Origin of the sequence: Bradyrhizobium sp. BR 1432 (assembly GCF_051547705.1) — a bacterium.
GTDB classification, from domain to species: domain Bacteria; phylum Pseudomonadota; class Alphaproteobacteria; order Rhizobiales; family Xanthobacteraceae; genus Bradyrhizobium; species Bradyrhizobium zhanjiangense.
The window spans coordinates 2201964-2217627 of sequence record NZ_JBPUGF010000003.1 but is presented as its reverse complement, the minus strand read 5'-3'; the positions used below and the strand labels follow the sequence as shown (position 1 = coordinate 2217627).

13 protein-coding genes and 1 pseudogene are annotated in these 15664 nt (G+C 64.3%); 6 read left to right on the top strand and 8 right to left on the bottom strand.

Features of this window, described 5'->3' with window-relative positions; all coding sequences use genetic code 11:
* Positions 1 to 20: 20 nt before the first annotated feature.
* Together ACSKB8_RS10560 and ACSKB8_RS10555 are read right to left on the bottom strand one after the other, a co-directional pair.
* Entirely contained in the window at positions 21 to 839 is an 819-nt protein-coding gene (locus tag ACSKB8_RS10560) for an ABC transporter permease (RefSeq protein WP_128930315.1), read from the bottom strand.
* Between the two features lie 109 nt (positions 840 to 948).
* Positions 949 to 1751, bottom strand: a pseudogene (locus ACSKB8_RS10555) (ABC transporter ATP-binding protein).
* 109 nt (positions 1752 to 1860) lie between these two features.
* On the opposite strand from ACSKB8_RS10555, the gene ACSKB8_RS10550 reads away from it, so the two are divergent.
* Together ACSKB8_RS10550 and ACSKB8_RS10545 are read left to right on the top strand one after the other, a co-directional pair.
* Complete coding sequence (locus ACSKB8_RS10550) at positions 1861 to 3180, top strand: ActS/PrrB/RegB family redox-sensitive histidine kinase (RefSeq protein ID WP_128940626.1); 1320 nt, start codon at positions 1861 to 1863, stop codon at positions 3178 to 3180.
* A gap of 103 nt (positions 3181 to 3283) precedes the next feature.
* The gene (locus tag ACSKB8_RS10545) at positions 3284 to 3838 is read left to right on the top strand and encodes an ActR/PrrA/RegA family redox response regulator transcription factor (RefSeq protein ID WP_164934823.1); all 555 of its coding nucleotides are present in this window, start codon (positions 3284 to 3286) and stop codon (positions 3836 to 3838) included.
* 150 nt (positions 3839 to 3988) lie between these two features.
* Here ACSKB8_RS10545 and ACSKB8_RS10540 read toward each other — a convergent pair whose 3' ends face one another.
* Positions 3989 to 4480: an MmcB family DNA repair protein gene (locus tag ACSKB8_RS10540; RefSeq protein ID WP_438110483.1), complete on the bottom strand. Its 492-nt coding sequence runs from the start codon at positions 4478 to 4480 to the stop codon at positions 3989 to 3991.
* A 284-nt stretch (positions 4481 to 4764) separates the two neighbouring features.
* Positions 4765 to 6366 (bottom strand): alpha-amylase family glycosyl hydrolase, encoded by a 1602-nt coding sequence (locus tag ACSKB8_RS10535; protein ID WP_438103947.1) that lies wholly within the window; start codon positions 6364 to 6366, stop codon positions 4765 to 4767.
* Positions 6367 to 6539: 173 nt separating this feature from the next.
* Here ACSKB8_RS10535 and ACSKB8_RS10530 point away from each other — a divergent pair, with 173 nt between their 5' ends.
* The gene (locus ACSKB8_RS10530; protein ID WP_438103945.1) at positions 6540 to 7208 is read left to right on the top strand and encodes an MBL fold metallo-hydrolase; all 669 of its coding nucleotides are present in this window, start codon (positions 6540 to 6542) and stop codon (positions 7206 to 7208) included.
* A 61-nt stretch (positions 7209 to 7269) separates the two neighbouring features.
* Here ACSKB8_RS10530 and ACSKB8_RS10525 read toward each other — a convergent pair whose 3' ends face one another.
* Positions 7270 to 7644 carry a winged helix-turn-helix transcriptional regulator gene (locus ACSKB8_RS10525; protein WP_438103943.1) on the bottom strand — a complete coding sequence of 125 codons (375 nt, stop codon included), beginning with the start codon at positions 7642 to 7644 and terminating at the stop codon, positions 7270 to 7272.
* 140 nt (positions 7645 to 7784) lie between these two features.
* Here ACSKB8_RS10525 and ACSKB8_RS10520 point away from each other — a divergent pair, with 140 nt between their 5' ends.
* On the top strand, positions 7785 to 8087 hold the full coding sequence (locus ACSKB8_RS10520) for a hypothetical protein (RefSeq protein ID WP_370991020.1): 303 nt from the start codon (positions 7785 to 7787) through the stop codon (positions 8085 to 8087).
* 166 nt (positions 8088 to 8253) lie between these two features.
* Here the strand turns inward: ACSKB8_RS10520 and ACSKB8_RS10515 are convergent, their stop codons facing one another.
* Both ACSKB8_RS10515 and ACSKB8_RS10510 read right to left on the bottom strand, forming a co-directional pair.
* Positions 8254 to 9429 carry an extracellular catalytic domain type 1 short-chain-length polyhydroxyalkanoate depolymerase gene (locus tag ACSKB8_RS10515; protein ID WP_438103941.1) on the bottom strand — a complete coding sequence of 392 codons (1176 nt, stop codon included), beginning with the start codon at positions 9427 to 9429 and terminating at the stop codon, positions 8254 to 8256.
* A 141-nt stretch (positions 9430 to 9570) separates the two neighbouring features.
* Complete coding sequence (locus ACSKB8_RS10510; RefSeq protein WP_438103939.1) at positions 9571 to 10983, bottom strand: MFS transporter; 1413 nt, start codon at positions 10981 to 10983, stop codon at positions 9571 to 9573.
* A 652-nt stretch (positions 10984 to 11635) separates the two neighbouring features.
* On the opposite strand from ACSKB8_RS10510, the gene ACSKB8_RS10505 reads away from it, so the two are divergent.
* Together ACSKB8_RS10505 and ACSKB8_RS10500 are read left to right on the top strand one after the other, a co-directional pair.
* A complete protein-coding gene (locus ACSKB8_RS10505) occupies positions 11636 to 12871 on the top strand; it encodes an LLM class flavin-dependent oxidoreductase (RefSeq protein ID WP_438103937.1) in 1236 nt (411 codons plus the stop codon).
* Positions 12872 to 13125: 254 nt separating this feature from the next.
* The gene (locus ACSKB8_RS10500; protein WP_438103936.1) at positions 13126 to 14502 is read left to right on the top strand and encodes a cytochrome P450; all 1377 of its coding nucleotides are present in this window, start codon (positions 13126 to 13128) and stop codon (positions 14500 to 14502) included.
* A 269-nt stretch (positions 14503 to 14771) separates the two neighbouring features.
* Here the strand turns inward: ACSKB8_RS10500 and ACSKB8_RS10495 are convergent, their stop codons facing one another.
* Positions 14772 to 15611, bottom strand: coding sequence for an SDR family NAD(P)-dependent oxidoreductase (locus ACSKB8_RS10495; protein ID WP_438103934.1), 840 nt, complete (start codon positions 15609 to 15611; stop codon positions 14772 to 14774).
* Positions 15612 to 15664: the final 53 nt, after the last annotated feature.

Here is a 15664-nt window from a genome sequence, read left to right as displayed (position 1 = left end):
GAATCCACGGGAAAGTGACGTTATTCGCCCGCCGAGAGCAGCGAGCCGTGCTTCCTGGCGCTTCGCAACAGGGCAAGGAATGCCCCAAAAGATGCAACCAGCAGTACTGCATTGATGGCCAATGCCTCCAGCATCAGATCGGTCCGAAAGGTTTGCTCGATCAGGAGCGCGCGCATGCCCTCGAAGGCGTAGGTCGGCGGCAACGCCCAGGCGACGTATTGCAGCCAGGCCGGCAGCACGCTGACGGGATAGTAGACGCACGCCAGCGGCAGGATGGCGAACATCAAGGTCCAGACGATGCTCTCGGCGCCGAGGCCGTTTCGCAGCACCAGGCCCGAGACGAAGATGCCGACTGACCAGCTCGTGAAGATCAAATTGCAGAAGAAGGCGATCAGCGGCAGGCCGAGGGCATAGACGTTGAAGTGAAACAGGAACAGCGCGAGCAGCGTCATCGGGATGATGCCGATGGCGAGCCGGATCAGGCTCATGACCATCAGCGACAGCAGAAACTCGATCGGCTTGAGCGGGCTCATCATGAGATTGCCGATGTTGCGCGCCCACATCTCCTCCAGGAACGAGATGGAGAAGCCGAGTTGCCCGCGGAACAGGATGTCCCAGAGGATGACGGCGCCGATCAGCGTGCCGCCGGCGCGCGCGAAGAAATTGGCATTTTCGGCGATGTAGAGCTGGAGAAAGCCCCAGGTGATGACTTGCAGCGCCGGCCAGTACAAGAGCTCGAGCAGCCGCGGCCAGGACGACATCAACAGGTACCAATAGCGCAGGATCATCGCGCCGATGCGATGCACGGAGATGCCGCGGTGGAGGGACAGCTCGGTCATGGCGGCCCTTTGTAGCCCGGATGAGCGAAGCGACATCCGGGACTTTGCTTGCGGCGTTCCCGGGTATCGCTGCGCTCACCCGGGCTACGGCAGCAACACAGGGGCTCCCTCACCGTGCCGCCTCCTTCGCGCCGTTCACCCGGCCGCGCGCGACGTCCAAAAACACCTCCTCCAGCGTGGTGCGGTTGTAGCGCGCCATGATGGCTTCCGGCGTGTCGTCGTCCTCGATGCGGCCGCGCTTCATGATGATGACGCGGTCGCAGAGCCGCTCGACCTCCAGCATGTTGTGCGACGCCAGCAGGATGGTGGCGTTGTGCTGCTTGCGATAGCGCTCCAGATGCGCCCGCACCCAATCGGCGGTATCAGGATCGAGCGAGGCGGTCGGCTCGTCCAGCAAGAGCAGCTCGGGCTGATTGATCAGCGCCTTCGCGAGCGCAACGCGGGTCTTCTGCCCGGCGGAGAGCTTGCCGTTGGCGCGGTCGATGAAATCGCCGAGGTCGAGATCGTCGGCGAGCCCGGCGATGCGGCCAGCGAGGTTCTTCACCGCATAGAGCTTGCCGAACACGGTGAGGTTCTGCCGCACCGTGAGCCGCATCGGCATGTCGACATAGGGGCTCTCGAAATTCATCCGCCCAGCACGGACCCGCTCTCCTCGGGCATGCGATGCCCGAGCACCTGCACACGGCCGGAGGTCGGCAGCACCAGGCCCATGATCATCGCGATGGTCGTGGTCTTGCCGGCGCCGTTGCCGCCGAGCAGCCCGGTGATGCTGCCGCGCGAAAGCGAAAAGGAGATATCGTCGACGGCGCGGGTCTGGTTGTAGACCTTGACGAGATGATCGACCGCGATCGCCGCGGGTGCGCTGCGATCCGCGACAGTCGGCCAGCTTGAAGCCTTGTCATTCTCGGTCATGCTGGCCGTTCTTCTGCTATTGCAGCCGATAGCGCAAGGCTTGTAATTCCCGGGCGGTTCCGCGAGCCGCGCGTTTGTGACCTTAGAAGGCACCGCCACATTGGCCGATATGACCGAAATTGCCGATTCCGACTTTCGCCACGCGCAGCGGCATATCCGGCTGGACACGATCCTGCGGCTGCGCTGGCTCGCGGTGCTGGGGCAGCTCGCCGCGATCTTCATCGTGGCGCAGGGGCTGGAATTCAACGTCGAGATCGTCCCCTGCGTCAGCATCATCGCCCTGTCGGCGGCGCTCAATCTGGCGCTCCAGACCGCGGCCAATCCGATGCAGCGGCTGGAGCCGATGCAGGCGGCCGGACTGCTGGCGCTGAACATCGTGGAGCTGGCTGGTCTGTTATTCTTTACCGGCGGCCTCCAGAACCCGTTCTCGTTCCTGTTCCTCGCGCCCGTGCTGATCTCGGCCACGGCGCTGCCGGCCCGCTTCACCTTCGGCCTCGGCCTCCTCGCTGTGGCCTGCGCCTCGGTCCTGTTCTTCTTCCATTCGCCGCTGCCGTGGGATTCCGACGATCCGCTGGTGCTGCCACCGATCTACCTCGTCGGTGTCTGGCTCTCGATCGCGCTCGCGATCGGTGTCACCAGCCTCTACTCCTTCCAGGTCACCGAGGAGGCGCGCAAGCTCGCGGACGCGCTGGCCGCAACCGAGCTGGTGTTGACGCGCGAGCAGCATCTGACCCAACTCGACGGATTGGCTGCCGCAGCCGCACACGAGCTCGGGACGCCGCTCGCGACCATCTTCCTGATCTCGCGCGAGCTGGAAAAAACGGTGAAGGACCCGAGCTTTGCCGCCGACCTGAAAACCTTGCGCGAGCAGACCCAGCGCTGCCGCGACATCCTGAGCAAGATCACCCAGCTCTCCTCCACCGGCGCACCGTTCGACCGCATGAAGCTGTCGGAGCTGATCGAGGAGGTGGTGGCGCCGCATCGCGATTTCGGTGTCGACATCAAGGTGCGGATCGCGGTGGCGGTCGCGGCCGAGCCGGTCGGCTCGCGCAATCCGGCGATCCTCTACGGCATCGGCAACATCGTCGAGAACGCGGTCGATTTCGCCCACACCACCGTCGAGGTGAATGCCTGGTGGAACAAGGACGATATCGAGCTCGTGATCTCCGACGACGGCCCCGGCATCCCACCCGACATCCTCAAACGGATCGGCGAGCCCTATCTGTCGCGGCGGCGGACCCAGGATGAAGGCGGCGAGCGGCGCGGCCTTGGCCTCGGCGTGTTCATCGCGCGTACGCTGCTCGAACGCACCGGCGCCAAGGTCTCGTTCACCAACCGGACCTTTCCGGACCACGGCGCGGTGGTCCAGATCAATTGGCCGCGAGAGCGTTTTGAGGCTATCGAGACGCTTGAAGAAACAATAGGATAGGCCGCGACCTTGCGTCGCACAACGGAGCCGATCGACCATTTGCCGCCTTGGCACCGATCGATTGCGACGCCATATGTCAATGCGCTGGAGAGAGGACAACACCTTGAACGCCATCGCCGAACTGAACGAACAGACCGACCGCTCGCTTCTCATCGTGGAGGACGACAAGCCGTTTCTGGAGCGGCTGTCGCGCGCGATGGAGACACGGGGCTTTGCCGTAACATCGTGCGACACCGTCTCGGACGGTCTTGCGCAGATCGGCAAATCGGCACCGGCCTTTGCGGTGGTGGATCTGCGGCTCGGCGACGGCAACGGTCTCGACGTGGTCTCGGCGCTGAAGAAGAAGCGCCCCGATGCGCGCGCGATCGTGCTGACCGGCTATGGCAACATCGCCACCGCCGTAACCGCGGTGAAGATGGGCGCGATCGATTATCTCTCCAAGCCAGCCGATGCCGACGACGTCGTCGCCGCGCTGCTCTCGACCAGCGCGGAGAAATCCGAGCTGCCGACCAATCCGATGTCCGCCGACCGCGTCCGCTGGGAGCACATCCAGCGCATCTACGAAATGTGCAACCGCAACGTCTCGGAGACGGCGCGCCGGCTCAACATGCACCGCCGCACGTTGCAGCGGATTCTGGCCAAGCGCGCGCCGCGGTAGTTACCATCGCAGTCTCGTAGGGTGGGTTAGCCGAAGGCGTAACCCACCTCTTTTCGTGCAGCAGCTAAAGTGGTGGGTTACGCCGAGCAGATGCGCTTTGCGCATCTGCAGGGCTAACCCACCCTACGACGTCTGCGCTCGCGATCGCCGCTACTCCCAAAAATCCGCGTGCCCCTGCGGATCGACCAGGCGGTTGATCCGCAGCGCAGCCGCCATCGCAAAGCGCACCGTCATCTGCTTGCGCGTGGCGGCAGCAAGCTTGTGCTCGGGCGCCTCGCAATGCATGTGCGCGCCATAGGCGTCGGCGACGATCAGGCCGGTGTCTTCAGGAAAGATCTCGCACGGCAGATCCTGCGTGAAGGCGAAGAACAGCCGGTCGCAATGGGCGCGGTATTCGTGCCATTTCTGGTCGGCGCGCAGATCCTCGACCGATGATTTGATCTCGATGATCCAGATCTCGCCGCGCTCGTTCAGCGCGACGAGATCGGCGCGGCGGCCCGATGGCAGCGGCAATTCGCTGATGCAGGAGAAGCCGAGCGAGCGCGGCAGTCGCGCGGTGCCGCGCGCGACCGCCAGCGCCGTCTCCGACTGGCGGCGGTCCGGCGGCGGTACGAGGGCGATATTGCGGGCGGTGTTGTCCATGGGGGAAGGATAGCCGATTCCGTTGGGATGCACACTGCCGAGAATGGTCGAGCCGTTGCCCATTCTCAAATGTCGTCCTGGCGAAAGCCAGGACCCATTACCCCAAGAGGCCGTTGTCGCACGCAGGCGGTCATCCTAAGTCCTCGCCAAACTACATTCGGTGGTAATGGGTCCTGGATCTGCGCTTCGCTTGTCCAGGACGACATTGGAGAATGATGCTGTCAGATAGCCTTCAGCCGCCGTCCGGCCCCAGTGCGCAATTGCGCACTAGGCCGGGACCACGGCTAGGATGGCGCCGCCACCACCACGCCTTCATTCCCCCGCAAGTCCAACACGCCCTCCAGCCGCTCACCTTCCCGATCCAGAAACGTCGACAGCAAGATCTCGCTGCCGAAGCGGATGGCGCTGGTGGTTACGGCGATCGGATCGGGGCCGAGATTGAGCGCCACGACCACCGCTCTGCCGCCGGCCTCGCGGCGATAGAGCAGGAGATCGCCTTGCGCCGAGATCGGATGATAGTCGCCTGCCATCAGCGGCGGCGAAGCCTTCCGCAAGGCGATCAGGCGCTTGTACAGGTTCAGGATCGAGCGCGGATCGGCTTCGAGAGCGACGACGTTCTCGCGGATGTGATCCTCCGGCAGCGGCAGCCACGGCCGGACCTCCGCGAAGCCGGCGAAGTTCGAGGAATCCCACTGCATCGGCGTGCGGCAGCCGTCGCGGCCGACACCGATGCCGGGCACGTTCTTCTCGAAGGGATCGCGCGTGTCCTCCGGTGCGATCGCGAGCTGATGCATGCCGATCTCGTCGCCGTAATAGAGCGTCGGCGTGCCGCGCAGCGTCAGCAACAGCATGGCAGCGACACGGGCCTGCTCGGGACCGACGCGGCTTGCGACGCGCGGACGGTCGTGATTGCCGAGCACCCAGTTCGGCCAGGCGCCGCGCGGCAGCGCCTTCTCGTAATCCTCGATGATCTTCTCGATCGAGCGCGCGCTCCAGAAGGTCGAGAGCAGCGCGAAGTTGAACGGCATCTGCGCGCCGGTGAGATCGTTGCCGTAATAGGCCATCAAGCGATGCAGCGGCAGATAGATCTCACCGATCAAGACGCGCGCGCCAAAGCCATCGGTGAGACGCCGCATCTGCGCGATCACGTCATGCACCTCGGGCTGATCGGTCGAGTATTGCGTCAGGATCTTCTCGTTCGGCGGCCGGCCCTCGACGTAATGCGGGTTTGGCGGATTGTCGCGGAATTCGACGTCCTTGATCAGGTGCCAGATCACGTCGACGCGGAAGCCGTCGACGCCCTTCTCCAGCCAGAACCGCATCACGTCATAGATCGCCGCGCGAACATCCGGATTGCGCCAGTTGAGGTCCGGCTGCTGGGCGAGGAAGGCGTGATAGTAATATTGCCCCGTGATCTCGTCGAATTGCCACGCGCTGCCGCCGAACTCGGACAGCCAGTTGTTCGGCACGCCGCCATCGGGCGCCGGATCGCGCCAGATGTACCAGCCGCGCTTGGGATTGTCGCGCGAGGCGCGGCTCTCGACGAACCAGGGATGCTGGTCCGAGGTGTGGTTCGGCACGAGGTCGAGGATCAGCTTCAGGCCATTGTCGTGGGCGGCGGCGAGCAGCGCGTCGAAATCCGCCATCGTGCCGAACAGCGGCTCGATGCCGGTATAGTCGGAAATGTCGTAGCCGAAATCCGCCATCGGCGAGGGGAAGATCGGCGACAGCCAGATCGCGTCGACGCCGAGCGATTTGACGTAAGGCAGCCGCCTGAGAATGCCAGCGAGATCGCCGACGCCGTCGCTGTTCGAGTCCTGAAACGAGCGCGGATAGATCTGATAGAAGATGCCGTCGCGCCACCAATTCTCGTTGCCTTGAGCCATGCCGAAAGACCACCCAAATCTGCGCCTCGCGCGGGAGAACGCGACAGCGACGCCCCGGTTCAAATTGGCAGGTCAATTGGGACGGCCGTGTGACGGCTGTTCCCGAGCTCGTTCCGACTGTTTGGCCCAAATCTTTTGCTTGGCGGCCTGGCAAAAATCGGCATTGTGCGGCCATGACCGAACAAAATGACACCAAAGCCAAAGCCGGCGCGATCATCGTTCCCGTGACGTTGTTCGAGCAGAACTGCACCATCATCTGGGACGAGCCTTCCAAGAAGGCCGTGGTGATCGATCCCGGTGGCGACGTGCCGAAGATTCTGGACGCGATCAAGCAGACCGGCGTCAGCGTGGAGAAGATCTGGCTGACCCATGGTCATATCGACCATGTCGGCGGCGCTGCCGACTTGCGCGACGCGCTGAAGGTGCCGATCGAGGGACCGCATGAAGCGGACAAGTTCCTGCTCGACAACGTGGTCGAGAGCGGCGCGCGCTTCGGTATGACCGGGGTGCGCAACTTTGCGCCGGACCGCTGGCTCAACGAAGGCGACAGCGTGTCGATCGGCGGCTTGCAGTTCGACATCTATCACTGCCCCGGCCACTCGCCGGGCAGCGTGGTGTTCTTCAACAAGGACTTGCGCTTTGCCCATGTCGGCGACGTCCTGTTCGCAGGCTCGGTCGGACGCACTGACCTGCCCGGCGGCAGTCACGCCACGCTGATCAACTCGATTCTGACCAAGCTCTTGCCGCTCGGCGACGATGTCGGCTTCATCTGCGGCCACGGCGCCGGCTCCAGCATCGGCCAGGAGCGGATGACCAATCCGTTCATCACCGGCGAGATGTAAGCGTTTTTTGTTTGAGCATGATCTGTTCGGAAAACCGCTTCACACTTTTCCGGATCATGCTCTACTCGGCGGCGTCCGCCAGTGCAGCGGGTTCGCCGAGGTTACGCTCGCCCCATTCCCGGATCGCGGCGACGACCGGCACAAAACTCCTGCCCTTGCGGGTCAGGCGATATTCGACCTTCGGCGGCACCTCGCCGAAATCCTTGCGGTCGATCAGGCCGCTCGCCGTCAGCGCCTTCAATTCGCGGCTGAGCACGCGCGGGGTGATCTCCGCGCTGCCTTCCGTGCCGCGCAGCAGGCCGCTCCTGATCTCACCATAGCGGCGCGGACCGTCCTTGAGGTCCCAGACGATGCGCAGCTTGTATTTGCCGCTGATCATCTTCTGAAACGCCGCGACCGGACAGGCGCGCGCGGGGTTCGCTCTTGCCTTCGCCATGTCGTCTCCTCCATGCGCAGCCAGCGCGCGGAAGAATAGGAGCGCCGGCGAAAAAGTCCATACTATCAATTTTGTCCATACTTGCAGGATCGCTTGCAAGCCGCAGATGATGACGCACACGACGAAGTAAGGAGCGTCACATGAAGCACTTCATGATCACATATGCGTTCAGGAACGGCACGACGGAGGCCTGGCATCAGGAGATCGGCCGCTTCATCAAGGCGATCGACGGCGATCCGGAGCTGAAAGGGCGGATCGGCTATCGTGTCCTGAAGCACCGCGATGACGGCAGCTATATCCACCTCGCCAGCGTCACCGACGATGCCGCGCAAAAGGCGCTGCAATCGCGCGACTTCTTTAAAACCTATCAGGAGATGACGCGGAAGGTGGCCGGCGGCGAGGTCACGGTGACGCCGATCGAATGGATCGATCAGACGGCGTAGTGTTGAAGCGAAGCTAAGCCACAAATTCCGCTGTCGTCCCGGCGAAGGCCGGGACCCATACTCCGGAGAGGGAGTTTGGCGAAGACTCGTCGTTCGGGAACTCATACCGAGCGTCATTGATAGATTCCGCGGTATGGGTCCCGGCCTTCGCCGGGACGACATAGAATTACTTCATCAACCCCGCCGCGGTCAGCGCGCGCGTGATGATCTGGCCGAGATCGAAGCTGCGTGTCCGCTCGCGCTTCGGCTCGGCCGGCTGTGCGGCGACCGCTACGCGGATCGAGCGGGCGAGATGCGGCGCGGGCGTCAGCGCCGGCTTCGGCGTTGCAGGCTTTGCCTCCGCCTTTGGCGCTGTCTCCGCAATCCAGCCGGTGAGGCCGAAGAATTTTGCGATGTGGTAGGACGAGGAGATGCCGGCCTCGATCAGGAACGCGCCTTCCATGCCGTAACGCTGGTCGTTGTCGGCGAGACCGAGCGGCGTGCCGTGCGCCATGTCGGTGATGGCGTAGGATTCGACCAGGGTCTCGCCGTCCTGGTTCCACCAAGCCTGGCGCGGATAGCCGTCGACATTGGTCTCGGCCATCGGCACCTCAGGCAGATCATGCAGATCGAGCCATTGCTTGACGATCTCGTTGGCGTTGCCGGGATTGACGGTGCGGTCGGCGCTGCCGTGCCACACCGACACCTTCGGCCAGGGGCCACGATGGTGGGTGGCGTTGCGCACGAGATCGCCGAGCTCACGCGCGGGACGCGCGGGTGAATGGAACATGCCGTCCAGCGCCTCGCGCAGATTCGAGGCGATGCCATAGGGCAAGCCCGCGATCACCGCGCCGGCTGCGAAAACTTCCGGATAGGTCGCGAGCATCACCGATGTCATGCCGCCGCCGGCGGACAGGCCTGTGATGAAGATGCGCCTCTGATCGATGCGGTGCGCTTCGACCATGTGCGTGATCATCTCGCGGATCGAACGCGCCTCGCCGCTGTCCCGTGCGGTGTCCTCCGGATTGAACCAGTTGAAACAGGTGTTGCCGTTGTTGATGCGCTGCTGCTCGGGCATCAGCAGCGCGAAGCCGTAATGCTTCGCCAGCGTCGACCAACCGGCGCCGAGATCGTAGCCGGAAGCGGTCTGGCCGCAGCCATGCAGCACGACGACGAGCGCGCGCGGCTTCTGCAGCTGCGCCGGCACGAAGGCGAGCATGCGCAACGCGCCGGGATTGTCACCGAAGCCCGTGACCTCTTGCAACGGGCTGGATGAATCCGCGCTGCGGCCGAGCTCGGCAAAGCGCAGACCGTCCAGCTTTGGCAGACGTCTCAACAGATCGACATTTCGGGCTAGTGACACGGCAACTTCCTGGTGGGCAACTTCCAACGTTCAGCCAAACCAGATAGTTGCTGCGTTGCAAAATAAAAAGTCTGTGCGCTGTCAATCCCACGAAAATCGCCGGGATTTCCCGCGGAATCCGCATGTATTAACCGCTATGCCTCAACTTGGTGCAGAGGCGCGGCGCATCCAGGCCAGAAATGCGGCGCAGATCATGATTAATGTCACAAACAGCGCAAGCGAGACGAGAAATCCTGCGCGCGCTGATTGCAACGATTCGACGGCGAAGAACACCGCGCCGATTGCGGCCACTCCGGCCGCATTTCCGATCTGCGCCGTGGTGCCGTACATGCCGGAGGCCGAGCCTGCTGCGACAGGTTTTACGCTCGCGAGCACCGCGCCCGACAACGGCGCCATCACCAATCCCTGACCGTAGCCGAAGACGATCATCGTAAGCGCAAGCGCAAGCGGCGTCGGTGCATCGACATAGAACGCGACGAGCGCGAGCGCGGCAAGACCTGCGATCTGGAGCGCGCAGCCCTCGAGCAACACCTTGGTGCCGCGATGTCGCGCCCGCGCGCCGCTGTGGCGCGAGGCCACGACGAAGGCGAGCGCGAGCGGGATGAAGGCCATGCCGGCCGAGAGCGGCGGGATCTTCAGGCCGCGCTGCATGTACAGCGTCATCACCAGATAGAACGAGAGGTTGGCGACGAAAAAGAAGAACGCCGCGCCGAGGCCGCGCAGGAAGGCGGCGTCCGACAGCAGCGTGAGATCGACCAGCGGCATGCCGCCGTCACGCGCGACCGCGTGCTCCAGCTTCAGGAACGCGGCGAGGATCGCGCCGCCGATTGCCATCACCGCCCACAACCACGGCGCCCAGCCGGCATCATGACCGAACAGCAGCGGGCCGATCAGGCACAACAAGCCTGCGAACAGCACCACGCTGCCCTTGATATCGAGCTTTGTACCTGATCGCCGCAGCACCGACGGCATGATGCGCCAGGCGGCAGTGGCGATGGCGAGGCCGCTGGGGACGTTGACGAAGAACACCGCGCGCCAGCCGGTGCCGGCGAGATCGAGCGTGACCAGCAGACCGCCGAGCAGGAAGCCCGCGGCGCCGGCAAGCCCGAGCACGATGCCGTAGATGGCGAAGGCGCGGCTGCGCGTCTCGTCGGTGAACAACAGATGCAGCGTCGCCAGCACCTGCGGCACCATCAGCGCCGCGGTCGCGCCCTGCGCCAGCCGGGCGATGATCAGCTCCGCGCCGGATTGCGCAAGCCCACACCACAGCGAGGTCAGCGTGAAACCCAGCACGCCGGCGAGGAAGACGCTCTTCGTGCCGTGGATGTCGCCGAGCCGGCCGCCGGTGACCACCAGCGTGGCATAGGCGATCAGGTAGATCGCAATGACGGATTCGATCTGCGCCGGCGACGCTTTCAGATCGACCGCGATGGTGGGAATGGCGACGTTGACCACGAAGGCGTCGACGCCGAACATGAACTGCGCGGCGACGACGATGGCCAGCACCCACCAGCGGCGCGAGGAATCGAGTTGTTGTGTGACGATCTGATGCATCGGCGCATGACCCCGGACTATCGTTGCCCGATCATTTCAGATCGCGCGTGGTGTCGCGATTACCTGCGAGGTAGGATTCCCGCGCTTCCGCGATTGCTTCGCCTCTCCCCGCGTGCGGTAGGGCTATCGCATATGGCGTGAATAATGCTTCGGCATCGGCAGTGGGCTCCCTCTCCCGCTTGCGGGGGAGGGCTGGGGTGGGGGTGCCTCCGCGTCGGGATTGTCGAGAATTGCGGAGGCGATCCCAGTGCGGTGAGAGCCCTCACCCGCCGCGCTCGGGACGATGCTTCGCATCGCCCGGGACGCGTCGGCCTCTCCCGCAAGCGGGAGAGGCCGAGCAAACTCGCGGGTGGTCCCCGCGAAATGCATATGCGATAGCCCTACCGCGTGCGGGGAGAGGCCGGAATTCAAACGCAGTTTGAATTCCGGGTGAGGGGAGCTTCCGCGAGTCGCACTGCCACTGAATTTGCGGAAGCAGTCCCTCACCCCGCCCTCTCCCCGTAAGAACGGGGAGAGGGAGACGAGACATCTCATCGCGCCTCCGCGCATGCCTGCATTCCGCCGCGCGGGACATCGTGCGATTGCGTTCGCTTCCGCGAGCACGTAGCCTTGCCGCTTCAACAACCAGAAAATCAAAGCCGGAGAGAACGCCATGGCGCGCCTGAAATTCGGAGCCTTTCTTGCCCCGCATCACCCGATCGGGGAGCATCCGATGCTCCAGTTCCGGCGCGATCTCGACCTGGTCGAGCAGCTCGATAACCTCGGTTATGACGAGTTCTGGTGCGGCGAGCATCACTCTTCCGGCTGGGAGATGATCGCATCGCCCGAGATGTTCCTGGCCGCGGCCGGCGAGCGCACCAAGCGGATCAAGCTCGGCACCGGCGTGGTGTCGCTGCCCTACCACCACCCCTTCAACGTCGCCCAGCGCATGGTGCAGCTCGATCACATGACCGGCGGCCGCGCCATCTTCGGCTCCGGTCCCGGCGCGCTCGCCTCCGACGCGCACACGCTCGGCATCGACCCGATGACGCAGCGCGACCGCCAGGACGAGGCGATCGGCGTGATCCGCCGCCTCTTCAACGGCGAGCGCGTCACCGCGAAGAGCGACTGGTTCACCATGAACGACGCCGCACTGCAGATCCTGCCGCTGCAGGAGGAGATGCCGTTCGTGGTGGCCTCGCAGATCTCTCCGTCCGGCATGACGCTGGCCGGCAAATACGGCATCGGCATCATCTCGCTGGGCTCGATGACGACGCAGGGGCTGATGTCGCTGCAACAGCAATGGCAGTTCGCCGAGGACGCGGCGAAAAAGCACGGCACCACGGTGAGCCGCGCCGACTGGCGCGTGCTCCTGACCTGGCATATCGCCGAAACCCGCGAGCAGGCGCGCCGCGAAGCGGGCGCCGGGCTGATGCGCTGGCACAACGAATATAATGTCGGCACGCTGCAGCGGCCGGGTCTCACCGCGTTCTCCTCGCCCGACGAAGCCGTGGACAAGACCGCCTTCGTCGAGGGCGCAGCCTCCACCATCGGCACGCCCGACGATCTCGTCAAAACCATCAAGAACGTGATGCAGGTGTCCGGCGGGGTCGGCGCCATCATCGGCTTCGTGCACGACTGGGCCGATCCGGAAAACACCCGCCGCAGCTGGGACATGGTAGCGCGCTACGTCGTCCCGGAGATCAACGGCTACATCGACGGTCTTCGCAAGTCGCAAAAATTCGTGATCGAGAACCGCGCGATCTTCGAGCGTGCGGGCCAGGCCGTGATGGCCAAGATCATGGAGAACGAGAAGGCCGCCGAGGCGCTGAAGGTGACCGGCCCCGGCCGCGTCGCCATCCCCGCCGTCAACGCCCCGGATTTGCAGAAGGAAGCGGCGAAGCGGTAGGCTGCAGCCATCTCTACTCGTCGTCCCGGCGAAAGCCGGGACCCATAACCACCGAATTGTGTTTGGCGAAGATTGGTAATTGCCAGCTCGCAACAAACTACTTCCTGGGGTTATGGGTCCCGGCCCCCGTGCGCAATTGCGCACTAGGCCGGGACGACGATGGTACGTGTCGCGATTTTGTGCGCAAGACGACCCCCGCTCATCGCGACCGGATCGTGCTATGCTCGCGGAGCTTGCCAACCGGAGCAATCGTCATGTCGATGCAGAATGTGGCCGCCCCTGCGCTTGGCTTCACCCCGCCGAGACGCAATGAGCTGACCCACATCCCCGGCGACGAAGGCTGGCCGATCATCGGCAAGACCCTGCAGGTGCTCGCCGACCCCAAGGGGCACATCGAGGCGAACGGCGCCAAATACGGCCCGGTCTACCGCACGCACATTTTCGGCGAGACCAATGTCGTGCTGCTCGGGCCCGAGGCCAACGAGCTCGTGCTGTTCGACCAGCAGAAACTGTTCTCGTCGACGCATGGCTGGAACAAGGTGCTCGGCCTGTTGTTTCCGCGCGGCTTGATGCTGCTCGATTTCGACGAGCACCGCCTGCATCGCAAGGCGCTGTCGGTCGCGTTCAAGGCCGGGCCGATGAAGTCATATCTCAGCGATCTCGATCGCGGCATTTCCGCGCGCGTGGCGCAGTGGAAGGCCAAACCCGGCGAGATGCAGCTTTATCCGGCGATGAAGCAGCTCACGCTCGATCTCGCTGCGGCCTCGTTCCTTGGCGCCGACATCGGCCCCGAGGTCGACGAGATCGACCGTGCCTTCGTCGACATGGTCGCGGCCGCCGTCGCCCCGGTCCGCCGCCCCCTGCCCGGCACCCAGATGGCGCGAGGGGTGAAGGGACGCAAGCGCATCGTCGCCTATTTCCGCCAGCAGATTCCGCTGCGACGCGGCAATCACGGCGGCGATGACCTGTTCTCGCAGCTCTGCCGCGCCACCCACGAGGACGGCGCGCTGCTCTCGGAGCAGGATATCATCGACCATATGAGCTTTTTGATGATGGCGGCGCACGATACACTGACCTCGTCGCTGACCTCCTTCATCGGCGAGCTCGCCGCCAATCCGGACTGGCAGGACAGACTACGGGCAGAGGTCCTCGCGCTCGGCCTTGCCCCGGATGCACCGAGCAGCTTCGACGATCTCGAGAAGATGCCGCTGACGGAGATGGCGTTCAAGGAGGCGCTGCGGATCAAGCCGCCGGTCCCCTCGATGCCGCGCCGCGCGATGCGCGATTTCACTTTCAAGGGGTTTACGATTCCGGCCGGCACCGCCGTCGGCGTCAATCCGCTCTACACCCATCACATGAAGGACATCTGGCCGGAGCCGGACCAGTTTGATCCAATGCGCTTCACCGAGGAGGCGCAGCGTGGCCGCCACCGCTTCGCCTTTGTGCCGTTCGGCGGCGGCGCGCATATGTGCCTCGGCCTGCATTTCGCCTATATGCAGGCGAAATGCTTCGCGCGGCATTTCCTGCAGAACATCGAGGTATCGCTGGAGCCGGGCTACAAGCCGGACTGGCAGATGTGGCCGATCCCGAAACCGCGGGATGGTTTGCGGGTGCGGGTGACGGCGGTTTAGCGCCACCGCCGTCATTGCGAGCCAACGGGTCCGCGCGAAGCGCGGCCCGATGACAGGCTCCGCGAAGCAATCCAGAATCTTTCCATGGAGGGATTCTGGATTGCTTCGTCGCAAGGGCTCCTCGCAATGACGGAAACCTGCTTTCGTAGGGTGGGCAAAGGCGCGGAGCGCCGTGCCCACCATGTCTCTCCCGGTTTGAACACCGACGGTGGGCACGGCGCGCGAAGGGCGCGCCTTTGCCCACCCTACGGCTTCGGCGCCCGTGGCTCCTACGCCCCCTGATCGAACGCTTTGCGCAAGGCCACATAACCCTGCTGCTGCTGGCTCCAGTTGCGGCCGCCGGTCATGGCACCGTCGATGACGAGGTCGTGGCCGTTGATGAAGCTGGATTCGTCGCTCGCCAGGAACACCGCGGCATGGGCGATGTCATCAGGGAGACCGGCGCGCGGGATCGGCTGCGCGGTCTTGTAGACCTCGCGCATCACCGCCGGCGTCTTCTCGGCCGCGTCGGTCGACAGCCCCAGCGCCTTGCCGAAGATGCCGGTTGCGATCGCGCCGGGCGAGATCGAGTTGACGCGCACATTGGACTCGCCGAGCTCCATCGCTACGCATTTGGTGAGATGGATCACCGCCGCCTTGGCCGCGCTATAGACCGTCGAGGACGAGAACCCGGCGAGACGGCCGGCGATGCTGCCATTGTTGATGATGCTGCCAAAACCCTGCTTCTTCATGTGGGGCGCGGCGTGCTTCATGCCGAGCATGACGCTGCGCACCAGCGTCGCCATCGCCGCATCGAACCGCTCGGCCTCGAGGCCCTCGATGCCGCCGGTCTGCGCCGGGCCGCCCGCATTATTGAACAGACAGTCGATCCGGCCGAATCTGTCGACCGCGAGCGCGATCAGCGCCTGCAACTGCGCTTCGACCGTGACGTCGGTCTGGCGGAAGATGCAAGTCGCCCCGAGCTGCTTCGCCAACGCCTCGCCTTCCGGCACGCGCCGACCCGCGATCACAATTTTGGCACCTTCGGCAACGAAGACTTCCGCGGTACGCAATCCGATCCCGCTCGTCGCGCCGGTGATGACCGCAACCTTGCCGTCTAGCCTGCCCATGGATTGTTCCCGTTTTTGAATGATTTGATTTTCAGATGGCGGACACTGACAGA